Genomic DNA, 17,642 nt, shown 5'->3' with positions numbered 1-17,642 from the left:
CTTTTTCAATGAGAAAAGGCGTCTTTTTTTCGTCTTATAAAACCCCCGCCTTCTTCAATTCCAAATACCGTGTCACCAACTCAGCCCCCAAACCACAGGCGCGGGAGTCCAGTACCGGGGTTCCTATGGTAATCAGTCGCTCATGAAGGTCGGCCCGCGCATTTAAATACCCCACTGTTTCGCAATAGGCCAGTGCTCCGGGCGATGTTTGCACCGACATAAGGCATAATCCCTCGAGTATCTCCTCACGCAGGCTGGCCACCAGCACCCGATGTTGCTGATTCAGATGTTTGACTGAGGTCAGCATTTCTTCATTAGTGTCGTCGCGCAAATTGGTGACTAAGATCGCCAACGCCCGACGCTTTTGTCTGGCCAGCAAGTGATTCACCGCGGCCAGATAATCAGCGGGACGTTGCGTGCTGTCGAGATCATAAACAGTGTTAAGCAACACTTTGAGCTGTCCCATCCCTTTGGCCGGTGCGATGTATCGCGGCTGATCACTGGCAAAGGTCACCAACCCCACTGCATCCCCCTGCCGTAACGCCACATAACTCAACAACAGACAAGCATTCAACGCATGATCAAAATGCGACAGCTCGCCGTCCTGATTGCGCATCTGCCGTCCGCAATCGAGCATGAAGATGATCTGCTGATCCCGTTCGTCCTCGTATTCCCGGGCAATCGGTGTGCGGTGGCGGGCGGTGGCTTTCCAGTCGATCTGGCGCAGGCTGTCGCCTTCGCGAAATTCGCGCAGTTGATGGAATTCCATGCCCTGGCCACGGCGTTGGCGCTGGCGCACGCCGAGCTGCCTGAGCCAGTTGTCGACCGCCAGCAACTGGCCGCCGTAGAGGCGGGCAAAGTCGGGGTAGACGCGGGTGTGGTCGGTGATGTTCAGCAGGCGTTTGCCGGACCACAGGCCGAAGGGGCTTGGCAGGTTGAGTTCGCAGGTGTCGAAGGTGAAGTGGCCGCGTTTGAGCGGGCGCAGGCGATAGCCGATCAGGCTGCGCTGGCCGGGTTGTAGCTCGGTGTCGAGTGGCAGGTTTTCGAAACTCAGGCCATCGGGTACGTGATCGAAGATCTGAATGGCCAGTGGTTGGTCGAAATCATGTTCTACCTCCAGCCGCACTTCGCTCCAGCGACCTAATGCCAGGCTGCCGGGCATCTGTCGTTGCACGCGGGGCGAGGGCAGGCGCCTGAGGCGCAGCGCGTCCAGCAGGCTCAGAGCAAACAGCGCCAGCAGCAATCCCCAGTTGATCGACAACAGGCTCGATGGCACCTCGACGTCCAGCGCCTGCAACGTGCCCAGCACTATGCCGATGGCCAGCAGGATCGCCAGCCAGATCAACAACAGGCGCGAGGGTTTCACAGGCGCGGCGCCGGGATCTGGTCAAGCAGTTGCTGGAGCACCTGATCGACTTGCAGTCCTTCGATGTCCAGCTCCGGCGCGAGGCGCACGCGGTGGCGCAGCACGGCCAGTGCGCAACCTTTGATGTCGTCGGGAATCACGAACTCGCCGCCGCGCAACAAGGCTCGGGCGCGGGCGCAGCGTACCAGTGCAATGGAGGCACGTGGTCCGGCGCCGAGGCTCAAGCCTGGCCAGGTGCGGGTGCTGCGGGCGAGACGCACGGCGTAATCGAGGACCTGATCGTCCAGCGGCAGATCGCTGGCGATGCGTTGCAGGGCTTGCACGTCCTTGGCCTGCAACACGGTGCGCAGCGGTTGCACATCGAGCATGTCGGCGCGGGTCGAGCGGCTGACCTGGCGCACCATGTCCAGCTCCTGATCGGCGTCGGGGTAATCCATCCGTACCTTGAGCATGAAGCGATCAAGCTCCGCTTCCGGTAACGGGTAAGTGCCTTCCTGTTCAATCGGGTTCTGCGTGGCGAGCACCATAAACGGCTGTGCAATCGGCAGAGCCCGGCCTTCGAGGGTCACCTGACGTTCCTGCATCGCTTCGAGCAGAGCGGCTTGCGTCTTGGCCGGGGCGCGGTTGATCTCGTCAGCCAGCAGAAGGTTGGTGAACAGCGGGCCTTTGCGCAGTTTGAACTGCTCGGTCTGCAGGTCGTAGACCGCGTGGCCGGTCACGTCGCTGGGCATCAGGTCCGGGGTGAACTGGATGCGGGCGAACTCGCCGCCGAAGCACTTCGCCAGGGCGCGCACCAACAAGGTTTTGCCGAGGCCGGGAACGCCTTCGAGCAGCACGTGGCCGCCGGCGATCAGTGCGGTCAGTACGTCGTCGATCACCGGGTTTTGGCCGATCAACGCCTTCTGCAATTCACCGCGTACCGCTTGCGCCAGCTGACTGGCTCGGTGACGTTGCTGGGCCGCGTGGCTGGGCGAGCCGGGTTCGATGTGTTCGGTCATAGCGAGTTCCTCAAGGCTTGCAGGTGGGCGACCTGACGGCAGAATTCGGCGCTGGACAGGCGTCGTTTCGGTGCCGGGCTCAGGGCCTGGCTGATGGCACGGGTCGGTTGGCGGGTCAGGCGTGACAGGGCCAGCCATTGTTCGGCGACGTTCAACTGGTCGAAACCGGGGTGACGATGGCGGGCGCGGCGCAGGACGTCCTGCTGCAAGGCTTGCAGCAAGGCCTGTTGGCCGTTGTGGCGCAGGATGAAATCGGCACTGGCGCGCAGGTGTTCCATCAACTGACGACGACCGCTCGGGGTAGGGGCCTGCACCGGGCCGTGACGCACGCCGACATGCCAAAGCCATAGTCCGATCAATGCGAGCAGGGCCACAAGGGCTTGCGGGAAATAGCGCCAGAGCAACGTCAGCAGACCGTCATGTTCGGTGTTGTACAGCAGCGTCACGGCGGTGTCGGCGCTCAGGTACCAGAGCAGCCAGGCATTGTCGTGTTGTGCGATGGCCGGGGTTTTCCACAGATCGGCATCGGTGACCACAGTGATCGTGCCGACGCCGTAGGGCAGTTGCATCATGTGCGTGGCCCGAGCGCTGTTGGCCCAGGCCTGGGCGAGGTTTTTCGGGTCGTCGAGGTGGAACGCGGTGTCGAACCCGGCGTAGGCCGGGGCGTCTTCGTCTTCCAGATAGAGCTTGGTCAGGTTGGGCCAGGGATCGTCGTTGGCATCCGGTGGCGGGTCTTTCAGATCCTTGCTCAGGGACTGATGCAGTTGCACACGGTCGAGCAGCAGGTCATTGCTCTGGCCGGTCTTTTCATCCCACAGCGACTCGGCAACGAATACCAGTCGCCCGCCGGCCCGGGCCCAGTTCAAGACCTGATCGACCTGACGCGGGGTCATTTTTGAACGGTCGTTGAACAGCAGCAGCGTGTGTCGGCGAGGGTCGATCTCGGGTAACACGGCAAGGCTTTCGGCATGGCTGACGGTTATCCCGTGACTGCGTAGAAACATCTCCGCCGCCAGATAAGGATTGGCTTGTGCGGCGGGGGAAGGGCCGTGATCGACCTCGGCCTGGTAAGGCGTGGCCTTGAGGTACAGATAAACGCCCAATGCGCCGAACAGGGCGACGATCAGCGCGCCGATCAGCCAGAGTGCGCGCCGGTTCAACGGGCGGCTCCGTGGCCGAACAGGGTGCGCCAGCCCTCACACAATTCCTGTTGCAGATGCGCCGCCGGTACGCGGTGCCCGTAGGCCATATTCTGCCAGTGGCCCGTGAGATGACGGCTGTAGGCGAGCAGATCCGGACGCTGCAAATGTTCGATTCGCGCCAGCACTTCGCTCTCGGTGTCGGCGGGTTTCAGGGGCAGGTTGAAGTCGTGCAGCAGATGACTGAGCAGCGCCCGGTACAGCAGACCCAATGCTGCGCGCGGTTCGTTTTGCCAGAGCTGTTCCGCGTGGCTGGCGATGTCATCGGGCAGGCTTTCCTTTTGCAGATCCAGACCGAAAGCCTGTTGCGGCAGAGGCCTTTTGATCCGTTCAGGCAGGCGCGGACGGCGGCCGACGAACGCTTGCAGAAAATCCCGATAGCGCCAGACCAGCCAGCCGAGCCCCGCGATCACCGCGCTCCAGAGCAGCACCTCAATCGCCTTGGCCAGCCCGTCGAGATGCCGACCGTCGAGCCAGCCGAGCAGGGTTTTCAACCATTGCGGTGCTTCGCCTTCGTTGGGTTTTTCGTCAGCAGCGGGATCTTCGCCGAAGCGATAACGGGTGACGGTTTCCTTGTTCTTGAACGGCGGTTGTTCGAGCAAGGCCTTGATGCTGTTGCGGGACGCCTCGCTGGTCAGTGGCTGATTCAGGAGACGCGGTGCATCCGGCGCGGTGTCAGGTTCGGCGGCCCATGCCGAGGGCACTCCCGGCAGCAGCAGGCACACCACCAGCAGCAAGCCGATCACGCTGCTGTTCAAACGCTGGCGCAAACGGCGGAACACCAGTTCGATGTCCCAGGCTTCGAGGACGGTGCGGCGGTTCAGATACAAGCTGAACCCGCAGGCGATATATATCGGTTCCCAGATCACCAGGATCAGCGCATAGAATGCATTGGTCAGATGCTCCAGCCAGCGCCATTCGTAGTCGGCGGCGAAGATCAGGCTTTGCCAGTCCCAGTCGGTTTCGACCTGTTGCGGCAGAAGCAGGTAGAACAACACCATCAGACCGATCCACAGCGCCGTTTCCAGATGGACACCGATGATTGTCAGCCACTGGGCCGCGCCGGCATTGCGTTGCAGCAACACGTGCAAACGCTGTTGGCGCGCGCTGCCGTTCAGGCCTTCGAGTTGCATCACCGGCATCAGGAAACTGCGACTGAAACTCAAGCGGCGCCAGGTCAGGCTGGCCAGCAATTGCGGTCTGAGCAGATGCGGCCATTGTCGTAACGCCTGTTTCAAGGTGGGCGTTTCGCCGAACAGGGCTTTGGAAAGAATGTACAGCGGCAAGCGTTCGTAGGCCGGTTTCAGCCACCAGAAGATGAACACGGCGAGCGACGGTGAATCCCACAACAACAGGCTGAGCACCGCGAACAGTGGCAGGGTGACGATGGCCCAACTGGTCATCAGCAGGCGCCGATATTGCTGGCTCATGAGCACGCCCAGATCCATGGCTTCCCAGGTGGTGCGCGGACGGATTGCCACAGTTGCATCACTCAGGCGCATGGCGGGTCCTTCCGGCAAACAGCAGGTAGATCGCCACGCCGAGCCAGAGCCCGGCGCCGACCAGGTATTTGGTCTGCGGCGAAACCCCGATGCGTGACGACCAATAAGCCTCGATAAACGCGGCGATCAACAGAAACAGCATGACCCCACAGATCAGCAGTACGCTCTGGCGCGCCGAATGTCTCAAGGCCTCGCCGCGCGTCAGGCGTCCCGGTGCTATCAGCGCCCAACCCAGTTTCAACCCCGCTGCACCGGCCAGGACAATCGCGCTGAGTTCAAATGCGCCGTGGCCGATCACGAACGGCCAGAAAGTCTGGCCAAAGCCGATCTCGGTGAGATGCCCGGCCACCGCGCCGATAGTCAGACCGTTGTAGAACAGGAAGAACGCGCTGCCCAGGCCCAGCAGCAAACCGCTGGCAAAGGTCTGAAAGGCGATGCCGATGTTGTGCATGATGTAGTAGCCGAACATCACCCAGTTTTCACTGGCGGCGCGCTCCGCCGAGCGCCCGAGGTGGCCGGCGACCGGATCGTACATGCCTTGCATCTCGCGCACCTGCTCGGCGGGGATAAGGTTGTAGATCAATTCGGGATTCAGATACACCAGTACCCCGAAACCGGCCAGGCTGCCGAGAAACAGCAGCCCGGCAACCAACACGAAAGGCCATTGCGCGCGAACCAGCCGGGGGAACCCGGCGAAGATGAAGCTCAGCAGGCTGGAACCAGTTTGCCGGCGATGACGGTAAAGCTGTTGATGACCGCGCAGCACCAACTGTTGCAATGAGTCGACGAGAAAACTGCTGTAACCACGTTCCTGCGCCAGCGCCAGATGCTGGCAGATTCGGCGATAGGCCTTGGGAAATTCTGCGACCTGCGACGTGTCCTTGCCTCGTTCGAGACGTTCGAGGGCGAGGGTGAAGCGCTCCCATTCGGCCTTGTGGCGGGTTTCGAAAAGGCTTTGCTTCATGTCGGACCCAACAGGCCGCGAGCGATGCCGTTAAGTTCGCCAACGGCTTTCGGCGCGCTGATGTGCAGCGGTTGAGCGAGCAATGCAGCGAGTTCATTGACCCGCGCCGTCGACAGTTCCCCCTGGCGTTCGGCGAAAGCGAGCAGGGCGCGTTGTTCAGTCAGGGTCAGCGGAATCGGCGAGCGGCGGGGTTCGGCATCGGGCAACTGCGGGCGCTGGAGCGGGCGTTCGCTGTAGATCACCAGCGTGCCGGCAGCGATGTCGCCGAGGCGTTTGAAGGTCGGGTGTTGCAGGCAACTGATCGCCCCGAGGAAATAGCCGAACGGCATCAGGTCGACAAAACGCAGCAGGTTGCGCAACAGGGAGGCTGACCAGCCGACCGGCGTGCCATCGTCGTGCACCACCCGCAGGCCCATCCATTGCTTGCCCGGCGATCGGCCCTGACGCAGCACTTCAAACAGCACCATGTACCACCAGCTCACCCCGAACAGCAGAAGTGATCCGAGGCCTATGCCGAGTTTGCCGAGCAGCGCCAGTAAGATGAAAAGCAGCCCCAGGATCAGCCCGCGCAGCCCCAGATCGATGGTGAACGCCACGGCGCGCACCATCAGGCCGGCGGGGCGCAGCGGCAGGTCGATGCCTTCCGGCGTTTCGACCTTGTGCCGCGTGTCCAGTGGCGGGGCCAGCGATGCTTTCCTTCGCGCTGCTGTGGTCTCGAGCATGGGCTACCTGATGTTGCCGGATCGGGATGCAAGTGCGTCCGATGCTAGCAGCCTCTCGGGGGGAAACGACATAACTATGTCATACACATTCTTCAACCAAAGGTGACTGAATGATGCGGTGCTGGCCGCGACGACGCTTGAACGCCTAGACTTTGCCGATCATCAGTTCAGGAACCGCCCGTGACTTCCATTTTCTGGTACGACTACGAAACCACCGGCATCAATCCCCGATGCGATCGTCCCTTGCAGGTGGCCGGGATCCGCACCGATCACGAACTCAACGAAATCGACGCGCCGGTCAATCTCTACTGTCAGCCCAGCGAAGACATCCTGCCGCATCCGGCGGCATGCGCGATCACCGGCATCACTCCGAGCCGCCTCGCCGAGCAAGGCTTGAGCGAAGCCGACTTCATGACCCGGGTCCATGCCCAGCTTGCAGCTCCTGGCACTTGCGGTGCGGGATACAACACCCTGCGCTTCGACGACGAGATGACCCGCTACAGTCTGTACCGCAACTTTTTCGATCCCTATGCCCGTGAATGGCAGGGCGGCAACAGTCGCTGGGACCTGATCGATGTGGTGCGCGCCGCCTACGCATTGCGCCCGGACGGGCTGGTGTGGCCGACCGACGACGAAGGCAAGGTGACGCTCAAGCTGGAACGCCTCACCGCCGCCAATGGCATCGATCACGGCAATGCCCACGAAGCCTTGTCGGACGTGCGCGCCACGATTGCCCTCGCCCGGTTGATCCGCGAGAAGCAGCCGAAGTTGTATGACTGGCTGTTCCAGTTGCGCAGCAAACAGAAGGTCATGGACCAGATTCGTCTGTTGCAGCCGATGGTGCACGTTTCCGGTCGTTTCTCGGCCGCTCGCAGCTATGTCGGCGTGGTGCTGCCGCTGGCCTGGCATCCGCGCAACAAGAACGCGTTGATCGTCTGTGACCTGCACCTGGATCCGCAGGGGCTGCTCGACCTGGATGCCGAAACATTGCGCCAGCGCCTGTATACCCGGCGTGACGAGTTGGCCGAAGGCGAGTTGCCGGTGCCGCTCAAACTCATTCACATCAACAAGTGCCCGGTGGTGGCGCCATTGTCGGTGTTGCGTGCCGAGGATCAGCAGCGTCTGGGTCTGGACATGGCGTTGTATCAGGCGCGTGCATTGCGACTAAGTGACGCACGACAAGTTTGGAAAGATAAAGTCTCGGCGATTTATGCCAGCGAAGATTTCACCCCGAGTGAAGATCCCGAACAACAGTTGTACGACGGATTTATCGGTGATCGCGATCGTCGTTTATGTGAGCAAGTGAGGATGACCGATCCTGCTCAATTGGCGCGAGAGCAATGGCCGTTCGATGACGAACGTTTGCCTGAATTGTTGTTTCGATATCGAGCACGTAACTTTCCCGATACGTTGAATTTCGAAGAGCAAGAACGCTGGAAAATCTTTTGCCGGCAACGCTTGTCCGAGTCGGAGTGGGGAGCCCCTAATACCTTGCAATCTTTTGCCGAGGCGATGGAGCAATGGCTGCTTAGTGCTACGCCGATGCAGGCCGAGGTGTTGGTTGAATGGCAGAACTATGTCCAGGCATTGCGCAAACGTTTGGATCTTTGAAATCGAACATGTGCGGCGCTTGAATGCCGGGCATAAAAAAACGCCAGCATTCGCTGGCGTTTTTTTGTGTCGCAGAAGCGCTCTGCGACAAGGGTTGCGGCTTAGCCCAGCAGGGTAGCCCAGCCTTCAACCACGTCACCGCCCCACTTGGCTTTCCACTCTTTCAGAGTTTTGTGGTTGCCACCTTTGGTTTCGATGACTTCGCCGTTGTGCGGGTTTTTGTATTGTTTAACTTTGCGAGCACGCTTGGTGCCAGTAGTTTTTACTGCACCGCCGCGTGGTGCTTTGGTTTTGGCTTCTGGATCCAGCAGCGCGATGATGTCGCGCAGGGATTTGGAATATTCGCCCATCAGTGTGCGCAGTTTGCCTTCGAATTCCAGCTCGGCTTGCAGTTTGTCATCTTGCGACAGGTTCTTCAAACGGGCTTGCAGCTCTTTGATAGCTTCTTCGGTGGCACGATATTCGTTGATCAAGGACATGATTACTACCTTATGTGGGAGTGCGCGATGGCAGGGGACAGTGCGGCAATAATAGTCAGGCTGTTTCATCAAGTAAACATTTAACCGGGGTTTTTATTTGAATTAGTTACGTTGAAAAGCCCTGAATTGAATGTTCAGTTAAATATTGTGATGGAGTCTTCACAGATATTCACATCAGTCTGTTCACGCATGGCTATTGCTGCGCCATCATTCTGGCGTTTACGGGCGTCAAAAAAGCTGCGACGGGCTGCCGTGAGCCTCCGAGGGTCATCAATACTGCAGTTTTCCCGCGCAGTCGCTAGAATGGCCGCCTTTGCGAAGTTCTGGAGTTTCCCCCTCATGCGCACTTTTCGGCTGGTGATTTCTTGCCCGGACCGCGTTGGCATCGTTGCCAAAGTCAGTAACTTTCTGGCGGCCCACAATGGCTGGATCACCGAAGCGAGCCACCACTCGGATAACCAGGTCGGCTGGTTCTTCATGCGTCACGAAATCCGTGCCGATTCCCTGCCTTTCGGTATCGAGGTGTTGCGCGAGAAGTTTGCACCGATTGCCGAAGAGTTCTCGATGGACTGGCGCATCACCGACACCGAGCAGAAAAAACGCGTGGTGCTGATGGCCAGCCGCGAATCCCACTGCCTGGCTGACCTGCTGCACCGCTGGCACAGCGACGAGCTGGATTGCGAGATTTCCTGCGTGATTTCCAACCACGACGACCTGCGCAGCATGGTCGAGTGGCACGGCATTCCTTATTACCACGTACCGGTCAACCCGCAGGACAAGCAGCCAGCCTTCGACGAAGTATCGCGTCTGGTCAAACAGCATGACGCTGAAGTAGTGGTGCTGGCGCGCTACATGCAAATCCTGCCGCCGGACATGTGCCGCGAATATGCGCACAAAGTCATCAACATTCACCACAGCTTCCTGCCGTCGTTCGTCGGCGCCAAGCCGTACCACCAAGCCTCGATGCGCGGCGTGAAGTTGATCGGTGCGACCTGCCACTACGTGACCGAAGAGCTGGATGCCGGCCCGATCATCGAGCAGGACGTGGTGCGTGTCAGCCACAGCGACAGCATCGAAGACATGGTGCGTTTCGGCCGTGACGTCGAGAAGATGGTGCTGGCCCGTGGTCTGCGTTATCACCTGGAAGACCGCGTGCTGGTGCACGGCAACAAGACCGTAGTGTTCTGATCGAACCTTTCGGTTGAAAAACAAAGGGCCTGGGCGTTCAATCGCCTCAGGCCCTTTTTTTCGACTTGTTGCAGCCCTGTGAGGAAGCGTTCATGAGCGATCCACTGGACAAAGCCACTTCCAAGGCACCCGCCACCCTCGGCGAGGGCTGCCTGAGCCGCTATGACCCGGATGACCTGAGCCCGGAGGATGGCACGGAGTTTCCCGGCGCTGCCGAACTGTGGGAACAACTCAAGGACAAAGAAGATGACCTCAAGAAGCCTGTCTGACGCTCAGCAGTTTTTTCAGCAACGGCCGGCCCAGCATCAATAGAAACACCGGGCCACCGACCAGCAGATAGAAGTAATACGTCACCACCCGCCAGATCAGGATCGCCGCCGCCGCGGTCGATTTGCCGACCATCGGCGCCAGCAGCGCCGCCGAGGTCAATTCCGCCGCACCGGCACCGCCCGGCAACAGGCTGAATTGCCCCGCACCCAGCGAAAGCATCTGGATCAGAAACGTCCAGGCCCACTGCACGTCCGCCCCCAGCCCGCGCAACGCCAGGTACAGCACGCTGTATCGCAGCGACCAATGCACGCAGGTCAGGACGAACACCTTGATCAGTGTCTGCCACGACAATTTCAGCGCATCGGTGAAAGCGGCCAGAAAATGCAGCAACTGCCGCGCCCAACGCCGTCGAGTGCGGGGTTCCACGTTCATCCCGGCCAGCAGGCGCCCGCTCAGGCGGATCAAGCGACGGTGATAGCGCGCGACCAGCACGCAACTGAACAGGCCACCGGTCAACGACATCGCACTGACGATCAGCAACCATTCCATACGGTCGCTGAGATGCTGGAACAGCGCGTAGATCAGAATTCCGCTCAGGGCGCAGAGAAAGAACAGCAGATCGCTCAACTGATCCATCGCGAACACGGCGCTGCCCCGGGCCGGGCGCACGCCGCTGCGGGCCAACAGCGCCATGATCGTCAACGGCCCACCGCTGCCGCCGGGCGTGGCGCACCAGGCAAATTCGGCAGCCATCACCACCCCGAGGCTTTTGACGGGCGTGACCCGGTCACGCTGATCGCCGAGCAACAGCCGCAGACGCAAGGTGTTGATGCCCCAGCACAGCAGAACCATGGCGAACATGATCAATAGCCAGCGCAGCGGAAAGGCCTGCAGGCGCTCCCACGTCTCGCCGCCCCCGAGCAGAACGGGAACCGCCACGGCCACCAGCAGGCCGATCAGCAACAGAATGCCGCGGCTCAAGCGGCACGCTCGGCTTGAGTGCGCTGGCGCGTCAGCCAGTCGATTTTGGTCATGGGCACACGTCCGTCCGCCAGCAATCGTTCAAGGGTGCGCCACCAGTAATCCCGGGAAAACCGGTGGCGCATGTCCACCGGGTGCAAGCCTAGACGAATCACCGGCGCCTGACGCCAGCGCTGTTCCCGCTGTTCGCTGATGACCTTCGACATGCCGCGACGCCAGGCACTGCGTGCGCTCCAGACCAGTCCCGGGGCTTCGACCGCGGTGAACTCCGGCAAGTGATAAAGATGCTGCGGGTCGCTGGTGTAGCGCAGCGGCAATTCGCGCAGTGCCTGGCGCGTGCCGGCGCTCATCAACCAGGCGGGGGCGACGAAACCGTGCAGCGGCCAGTCGTGGCGCCGAAACAGATCGATGCCCGGGCGCAGGCGGGCGAGGGCGGCTTCCCGGGACAGCTGATAGAACTCGCCTTCATGGGTGTAGACCCGGCGCATGAGCCAGTCGCGCGCCGTGCGCGGGCCGGGCTCGGTATCTTCATGAAAGTGGCCGTGCAGGGCCAGTTCATCACCGCGTGCGACGCGCTCGTCGAGCATTCGACAAAACGCTGGATGGCCTTCAAGTGCCTCGCGTCGATGGAAGTCCGGAACCACCAGCCACGTCATCGGGACATTGCCCAACCGGTCAACGGCTTCGACGAAGGCTCGATAATCGGCCCACGTGGAGGGCGCCACGTCATGCAGCACCAGCATCAGCGCCGGACGCTCGTGAGATTCAGCCATTGGCCACCCGTGGAACCGAATCGCCGAGTACGGCGTGATAATGCCCCAGCAGGCTGTCGACGACCGTGTCCCAGGCGTAATGCCGTTCGACATGCTGGCGTGCCTGTTGCCCGAGTACGCCAGTCCCGCGACTGAACAGTTCGCGCACGGCATTGGCCATGGCTTGCGCATTGTTCGGCGCGCAGAGCAGGCCGCAGGATTCGCTGACGATTTCCTCGAACGCCCCGGCCGCCACCGCCACCACCGGGATGCCGCAGGCCATCGCCTCCAGAATCACCAGACCGAAGGTTTCCTGATCGCCGGCGTGGATCAGCGCGTCGGCACTGGCCATCATCCGCGCGACCTGCGCGGCCGGGCAGAACCGGTCGATCACGCTGACGTTGTCCGGGACGGACGCCGGCATCGACGAGCCGACCAGCAACAGGTGATAACGCGGGCCCAGGCGTTTCATGCAATCGAGCAGCACCGGCAGGTTTTTCTCCTTGGAACCGCGACCGGCAAAGATCAGCAGGCGCGTGTCCTCGGCAATCCCCAGCTCGCTGCGTAACCCGGTATCGCGGGCATCCGGGTGGAAGGTCTGAAGGTCAACGCCCAGTGGCTGCACATATACGTTGCGCACGCCCAGCCTGCTGAGCTTGTCGGCCATGACCTGGCTGGGCGCCAGCACCCGGTCGAAATTGCCGTACAACTTGCGCACATACGCGTCGACATTCGGCGTGACCCAGTGGCCCATGCGGTTGCCCACCAGCAGCGGCAGGTCGGAGTGATAGAAGCCGATCACCGGCACGTCCAGTTGCCGACGCGCGTCGAGCGCAGCCCAGGCGGTGAGGTACGGGTCGCCGACTTCGATCAGATCGGGTTGCAGATCCTGCAAAACGTTTCGCCAAGGGGCCAGGCGCAGGGGAAAACGATAGCCTTTGCCGAATGGCAGGGCAGGGGCGGGAACCGTATAAACGCCGTCAGACTCACCAAAATCCGCCCCGGGGATCAGCAGGCTGTGGCGGATGCCGGGCTTGACCCCCAGCCGACGGTGCTTGGCATCCAGATAGGTGCGCACGCCGCCGCTGGCCGGGGCGTAGAACATGGTGATGTCAGCGATATGCACGGTGAACGTCCCTCCGCGTTGATCTCCCTTGGTTGACCTTTATCAAGAATAGATGTTCGGTCGGGGTTTCGCGGTGGGGTGCAAGGCCGGTTTCGGAGGGATTGTCGGTCGTCTTCGTCGGATAGTTGTGAACGACGAAGACGACCGGCAGAACGGCGTTAAATCCGGAAGCTGCCAACCAGTTGCTTCAAGCGCGAAGCCTGCTGCTCCAGATCCGAGCAGGCACGCAACGTCGCCTGCAAGTTCTCGACACCTTCCTGGTTCAGCGTATTGATCTCGGTGATATCCACGTTGATCGACTCGACCACGGCGGTCTGTTCCTCGGTGGCGGTGGCGACCGACTGGTTCATGCCGTCGATCTCGCCGATGCGCTGGGTCACGCTGTTCAGGCGTTCACCGGCGAGGTTGGCGATGTCCACGCTGTCCTGGCTGTGGCGCTGGCTGTCGCTCATGGTGCTGACGGATTCACGAGCGCCGACTTGCAGCTCCTCGATCATGGTCTGCACTTGTTGCGCCGACTCCTGGGTGCGGTGGGCGAGGTTGCGAACTTCATCAGCCACCACGGCGAAACCACGGCCGGCCTCGCCAGCCCGCGCGGCTTCGATGGCCGCGTTGAGCGCCAGCAGGTTGGTCTGTTGGGAAATGCTGGTGATCACTTCCAGAATCTGGCCGATGTTCACGGTTTTGCTGTTCAGCGATTCAATATTGCTGCTCGATGCGCTGAGCATGCTCGATAGCTGATTCATCGCCTTGATGCTGCGATCCACCACTTGCTGACCGTCTTCGGCCAGGCCACGGGCGTCGCTGGCCTGCGTCGAGGCCTGGGCGGCATTGCGAGCAATTTCCTGGGCGGCGGCGCCGAGCTGGTTGATCGCGGCGGCTACGCTGTTGGTGCGCGAGGCTTGCTGGTCGGAGTTGTACATCGACGAGTTCGAGGCCGCGACCACCCGCAGGGCGACTTCGTTGACCTGCCCGGTGGCCGACGACACTTCGCGGATCGAACCATGAATGCGCTCTACAAAGCGGTTGAACGCCGTGCCGAGCTTGCCGAATTCGTCCTGGTTCTGGATGGTCAGACGCTTGGTCAGGTCGCCTTCGCCGTCGGCGATGTCCTCCATGGCGCGGGTCATCACGTGCAGCGGCTGAATCAGGATACGGATCAGCATGCCGAGCAGGGCGATGATGATCGCCACGGCAATCACCGTCGCCACCACGGCGGAGGTGCGGAACTCGCTGAGCATCGAAAAGGCCTTGTCTTTGTCTACCGACAGGCCGATGTACCAGTTCACCGACGGCAGGCCCTTGATCGGGGCGAAGGTGACGATACGGGTCTTGCCGTCGACAGTGACCTCACTGAAATCGCTGCTGATGCGCGGCGTGTCCTGCGGATAGGCTTCCTTGAGCGATTTCATCACCAGGGCCTTGTCCGGATGCACCAGAATCTTGCCGTCGGCGCTGACCAGGAAGGCGTAGCCCATGCCGGAGAAGTCCCGGGCGCTGAGGGTGTCGATCAGGGTTTGCAGGCTCAGGTCGCCGCCTACCACGCCCACGCTTTGACCGGCCTTTTTCGAGGCGGTGGCGATGGAAATGATGGTCTGGCCGGTGGCCGCATCGATGTAAGGTTCGGTCAGGGTCGAGGTGCTGCTGCTCTCGGCCCCTTTGTACCAAGGGCGAACACGTGGATCGAAGCCATCCGGCATCTTTGCATCCGGGCGGATGGTGAAGTGGCCGGTGGCATCGCCAAGGTAGGACGCCATGAATGTCGAGGTCAGAGCTTTCTGTTCCAGCAGGCTGGCGACGGCGGACGGCTCGGGGTTGATGGCAATGTTCTGGGCAGCGTTCTCGATCAGCAGGATGCGGCCGCTCAGCCAGGCCTGGATGTTGTCGGCTGTAACCTCGCCCATCTCGTTGAGGTAATTGTCCAGGTCTTCGCGGATCGCATTGCGCTGCAACCAGTCGTTGTACAGCGTGAACGAAGCGAAGGCGGCAATGACGATGAGGGCCGCGGCAAGCAAAATTTTATGGCTGAAACGCAGATTTTTGTTCATGGCTTGGGGTTCCGCTAAGGTCTTAATGTCCAAGGCGTGCTTTTATAAACGCGCGCAGAATGGGCAGGGGTGAAAGCGCACTGATATTTCCTTCTCTCCTTAGGGAAATCTCAGACCGGACTTTTGATCGGGTCTCTCACTCCTTTCTATCGGCCATGCTCGACAAAGATTAACCATTGGGTGACCAAATGCATGACTCCTCGCAACTCGTAATCGGCGCCGACCTCGCGGGGCAACCGATCGCCCAGGCCATGCGCCTGGCCAACCGGCACGGACTGGTGGCCGGCGCCACCGGCACCGGCAAGACCGTCACTTTGCAGCGGCTGGCCGAAGCCTTCAGCGACGCCGGGGTCGCGGTGTTCGCCGCCGACGTCAAGGGTGATCTGTGCGGTCTGGGTGCTGCCGGTAACCCTCAGGGCAAGATCGCCGAGCGCATTGCCGGCATGCCGTGGCTCAATCACACGCCTCAGGCGTATCCCGTGAGCTTGTGGGACATTCACGGTCAGTCCGGTCATCCATTGCGCACCACATTGAGCGAAATGGGCCCATTGCTGATCGGCGCCTTGCTGGAACTGACCGACAGCCAGCAATCGGCGCTGTACGCAGCATTCAAGGTCGCTGACCGCGAAGGGCTGTTGCTGCTGGATCTTAAAGACCTGAAAGCGCTGCTCAATCATCTCAAGGACAATCCGCAGTTGCTGGGCGAGGACGCGGCGCTGTTCACCACCGGTTCCAGTCAGGCGCTGTTGCGGCGTCTGGCGACGCTGGAGCAGCAGGGCGCCGAAGCGTTGTTCGGCGAGCCAGCGTTGCAACTGGAGGACATTCTGCAACCGGCCGCTGATGGTCGCGGGCGCATTCATTTGCTTGACGCCAGCCGTCTCGTGCATGAGGCGCCGAAGGTCTACGCGACCTTCCTGCTGTGGCTGCTGGCCGAATTGTTCGAGCAGTTGCCGGAGCGTGGCGATGCCGACAAGCCGCTGCTGGCGCTGTTTTTCGACGAAGCGCATTTGTTGTTCGGCGATACGCCCAAAGCGTTGCAGGAACGTCTGGAACAGGTGGTGCGGCTGATCCGCTCCAAAGGTGTCGGTGTGTACTTCGTCACACAGTCGCCGAGTGATCTGCCGGACGATGTGCTGGCGCAACTAGGTTTGCGGATCCAGCACGGCCTGCGCGCGTTCACCGCCAAGGAGCAGAAATCCCTGCGGGCGGTGGCGGACGGCTTCCGGCCGAATCCGGCGTTCGATACGTTGTCGGTGTTGACCGAGCTCGGGATCGGCGAGGCGCTGGTGGGTACGCTTGCAGAGAAAGGCACGCCGGAAACGGTCCAGCGGGTGCTGGTGGCGCCGCCGCAATCGCGGATCGGGCCGTTGACCGAGACCGAGCGCACGATGCTGATCGCCGGCTCACCGTTCAAGGGGCGCTACGACAAACCGATCGACCGTGAATCGGCCTATGAAATCCTGATGGGGCGCAAGGGGCTGGCGCCGGAGGCTGAAGCGGCACCGGGCAAGCCGGCGGCCGAAGAGCCGAGTCTGGCGGACAAGGCCGGGGAGTTTCTCGGCACGGCGGCGGGGCAGGCGCTCAAATCGGCCATGCGCCAGGCCGCGAATTCACTGGGTAAACAGTTGGTGCGCGGCTTGATGGGGTCATTGCTGGGGGGCAGCAAGCGCCGATAAATCCCGTGGGAGCTCGCTCCCACAGGTTTTTTGTCAGGATTTTGGTTTTGCGTGCGCCGCCAGTCGTTCCAGCGCTGCCCGCAGGTTTGGATCGCTGATTCCGTCGGCGGTAGCCTGGATGGTTGCCGCTGCATTCACTGACAGGTCGATCGTGTGACCGGCGGCGCCGCTCTGGACAGTCGGTGGCTGCACCTTGAACAGGATTCGCGTCAGGCTGGCGAACTCGTCGAACATCTGCAGTTGCCGTTGCAGGCGCTTCTGCTGGTAGCGCAGGCGCGTCGCCCAATGTCCGTCGGTGACGATAAGCAGGAGACTGCCTTCACGCCAAGACGCCACATGGCAGTGTTCGCGGGCGGCGGGTTGCAACTGGCTTTCGAGCAGGCGTTGCAGATGGCCCAGTCGTTGGGCGTGGCCGAGGATGGCTTTGAGCGGCTTGGCTTCGCGAAGCAGAACGGCGGGTGCTCTGGCCGTGAGAGGGCGAAATGCCATGATCGAACACCTGAAGTAACAGAGCCGCCATGGTAGCAGAAAGCGTCCGATTCACTCGCCCATTGCTTTTGCCGCTGTTTTGCCCATTAAATCAACGACTGACTTCTGCCATGAACGGCTTGAAGTTGAGCAAAACGCCCCTATTTTAAGTGAGCCCCGTCAAAGCGCAGTGCCAGCATCGTGGAATATCCCCACTTTCCTCACCACCGTTTCCGGGTAGAATGCTCGTTCGCATGCGGCCATGAGGGCTGCACGGGCGACTCACGGGGCC

Annotated in this window: 16 protein-coding genes and 1 pseudogene; 4 read left to right on the top strand and 13 right to left on the bottom strand. The window is 61.3% G+C overall.

Annotation, left to right across the window (positions count from 1 at the left end):
• Positions 1-34 precede the first annotated feature (34 nt).
• Genes CAF63_RS23665 through CAF63_RS23640 form a run of 6 tightly spaced genes read right to left on the bottom strand, consistent with a single transcriptional unit; the run spans position 35 to position 6,751 of the window.
• On the bottom strand, positions 35-1,366 hold the full coding sequence (locus CAF63_RS23665; protein WP_085689475.1) for a DUF58 domain-containing protein: 1,332 nt from the start codon (positions 1,364-1,366) through the stop codon (positions 35-37).
• Complete coding sequence (locus CAF63_RS23660) at positions 1,363-2,364, bottom strand: MoxR family ATPase (protein ID WP_085689472.1); 1,002 nt, start codon at positions 2,362-2,364, stop codon at positions 1,363-1,365. The genes CAF63_RS23665 and CAF63_RS23660 overlap by 4 nt, the downstream gene beginning before the upstream one ends.
• On the bottom strand, positions 2,361-3,524 hold the full coding sequence (locus CAF63_RS23655) for a DUF4350 domain-containing protein (protein WP_085689469.1): 1,164 nt from the start codon (positions 3,522-3,524) through the stop codon (positions 2,361-2,363). Before CAF63_RS23655 ends, CAF63_RS23660 begins: the two co-directional genes overlap by 4 nt.
• Complete coding sequence (locus CAF63_RS23650; RefSeq protein ID WP_085689466.1) at positions 3,521-5,065, bottom strand: DUF4129 domain-containing protein; 1,545 nt, start codon at positions 5,063-5,065, stop codon at positions 3,521-3,523. Before CAF63_RS23650 ends, CAF63_RS23655 begins: the two co-directional genes overlap by 4 nt.
• Positions 5,052-6,029 (bottom strand): stage II sporulation protein M, encoded by a 978-nt coding sequence (locus CAF63_RS23645; protein ID WP_085689518.1) that lies wholly within the window; start codon positions 6,027-6,029, stop codon positions 5,052-5,054. Before CAF63_RS23645 ends, CAF63_RS23650 begins: the two co-directional genes overlap by 14 nt.
• Positions 6,026-6,751: an RDD family protein gene (locus CAF63_RS23640; RefSeq protein WP_085689463.1), complete on the bottom strand. Its 726-nt coding sequence runs from the start codon at positions 6,749-6,751 to the stop codon at positions 6,026-6,028. The genes CAF63_RS23645 and CAF63_RS23640 overlap by 4 nt, the downstream gene beginning before the upstream one ends.
• A gap of 180 nt (positions 6,752-6,931) precedes the next feature.
• On the opposite strand from CAF63_RS23640, the gene sbcB reads away from it, so the two are divergent.
• Positions 6,932-8,362, top strand: a complete 1,431-nt coding sequence (sbcB, locus tag CAF63_RS23635) for an exodeoxyribonuclease I (protein ID WP_085689460.1) — start codon at positions 6,932-6,934, stop codon at positions 8,360-8,362.
• Between the two features lie 101 nt (positions 8,363-8,463).
• Here the strand turns inward: sbcB and mvaT are convergent, their stop codons facing one another.
• Positions 8,464-8,841 carry a histone-like nucleoid-structuring protein MvaT gene (mvaT, locus tag CAF63_RS23630; protein WP_085689457.1) on the bottom strand — a complete coding sequence of 126 codons (378 nt, stop codon included), beginning with the start codon at positions 8,839-8,841 and terminating at the stop codon, positions 8,464-8,466.
• A 339-nt stretch (positions 8,842-9,180) separates the two neighbouring features.
• Between mvaT and purU the strand changes: the two genes are divergently transcribed.
• Both purU and CAF63_RS28870 read left to right on the top strand, forming a co-directional pair.
• Positions 9,181-10,029, top strand: coding sequence for a formyltetrahydrofolate deformylase (purU, locus tag CAF63_RS23620; RefSeq protein ID WP_011335666.1), 849 nt, complete (start codon positions 9,181-9,183; stop codon positions 10,027-10,029).
• A 92-nt stretch (positions 10,030-10,121) separates the two neighbouring features.
• Positions 10,122-10,298, top strand: a complete 177-nt coding sequence (locus CAF63_RS28870) for a hypothetical protein (protein WP_178081317.1) — start codon at positions 10,122-10,124, stop codon at positions 10,296-10,298.
• On the opposite strand, the gene CAF63_RS23615 is transcribed toward CAF63_RS28870, so the two are convergent.
• The 5 genes and pseudogenes from CAF63_RS23615 to CAF63_RS29335 form a co-directional block, all read right to left on the bottom strand.
• Positions 10,282-11,280, bottom strand: a complete 999-nt coding sequence (locus tag CAF63_RS23615) for a lysylphosphatidylglycerol synthase transmembrane domain-containing protein (protein ID WP_085689449.1) — start codon at positions 11,278-11,280, stop codon at positions 10,282-10,284. The two genes, CAF63_RS28870 and CAF63_RS23615, sit on opposite strands and share 17 nt — an antisense overlap.
• The gene (locus CAF63_RS23610; protein ID WP_085689446.1) at positions 11,277-12,053 is read right to left on the bottom strand and encodes a DUF2334 domain-containing protein; all 777 of its coding nucleotides are present in this window, start codon (positions 12,051-12,053) and stop codon (positions 11,277-11,279) included. The genes CAF63_RS23615 and CAF63_RS23610 overlap by 4 nt, the downstream gene beginning before the upstream one ends.
• The gene (locus tag CAF63_RS23605; protein ID WP_085689443.1) at positions 12,046-13,158 is read right to left on the bottom strand and encodes a glycosyltransferase family 1 protein; all 1,113 of its coding nucleotides are present in this window, start codon (positions 13,156-13,158) and stop codon (positions 12,046-12,048) included. Before CAF63_RS23605 ends, CAF63_RS23610 begins: the two co-directional genes overlap by 8 nt.
• 158 nt (positions 13,159-13,316) lie before the next feature.
• Positions 13,317-14,081 (bottom strand): methyl-accepting chemotaxis protein, encoded by a 765-nt coding sequence (locus tag CAF63_RS29340; RefSeq protein ID WP_371807424.1) that lies wholly within the window; start codon positions 14,079-14,081, stop codon positions 13,317-13,319.
• 93 nt (positions 14,082-14,174) lie between these two features.
• Positions 14,175-15,206: pseudogene (locus CAF63_RS29335) on the bottom strand (cache domain-containing protein); the annotation flags it as partial.
• A gap of 188 nt (positions 15,207-15,394) precedes the next feature.
• Between CAF63_RS29335 and CAF63_RS23595 the strand changes: the two are divergent.
• The gene (locus tag CAF63_RS23595; protein ID WP_085689516.1) at positions 15,395-16,882 is read left to right on the top strand and encodes a helicase HerA-like domain-containing protein; all 1,488 of its coding nucleotides are present in this window, start codon (positions 15,395-15,397) and stop codon (positions 16,880-16,882) included.
• Between the two features lie 33 nt (positions 16,883-16,915).
• Here the strand turns inward: CAF63_RS23595 and CAF63_RS23590 are convergent, their stop codons facing one another.
• Complete coding sequence (locus tag CAF63_RS23590) at positions 16,916-17,371, bottom strand: DUF721 domain-containing protein (protein ID WP_085689437.1); 456 nt, start codon at positions 17,369-17,371, stop codon at positions 16,916-16,918.
• Between the last annotated feature and the right edge of the window lie 271 nt (positions 17,372-17,642).

Source organism: Pseudomonas sp. B20(2017) (genome assembly GCF_002113125.1).
Classification (GTDB): domain Bacteria; phylum Pseudomonadota; class Gammaproteobacteria; order Pseudomonadales; family Pseudomonadaceae; genus Aquipseudomonas.
Note: the sequence above shows the minus strand (reverse complement) of the source record. Positions and strands in the feature narration are given on the sequence as shown.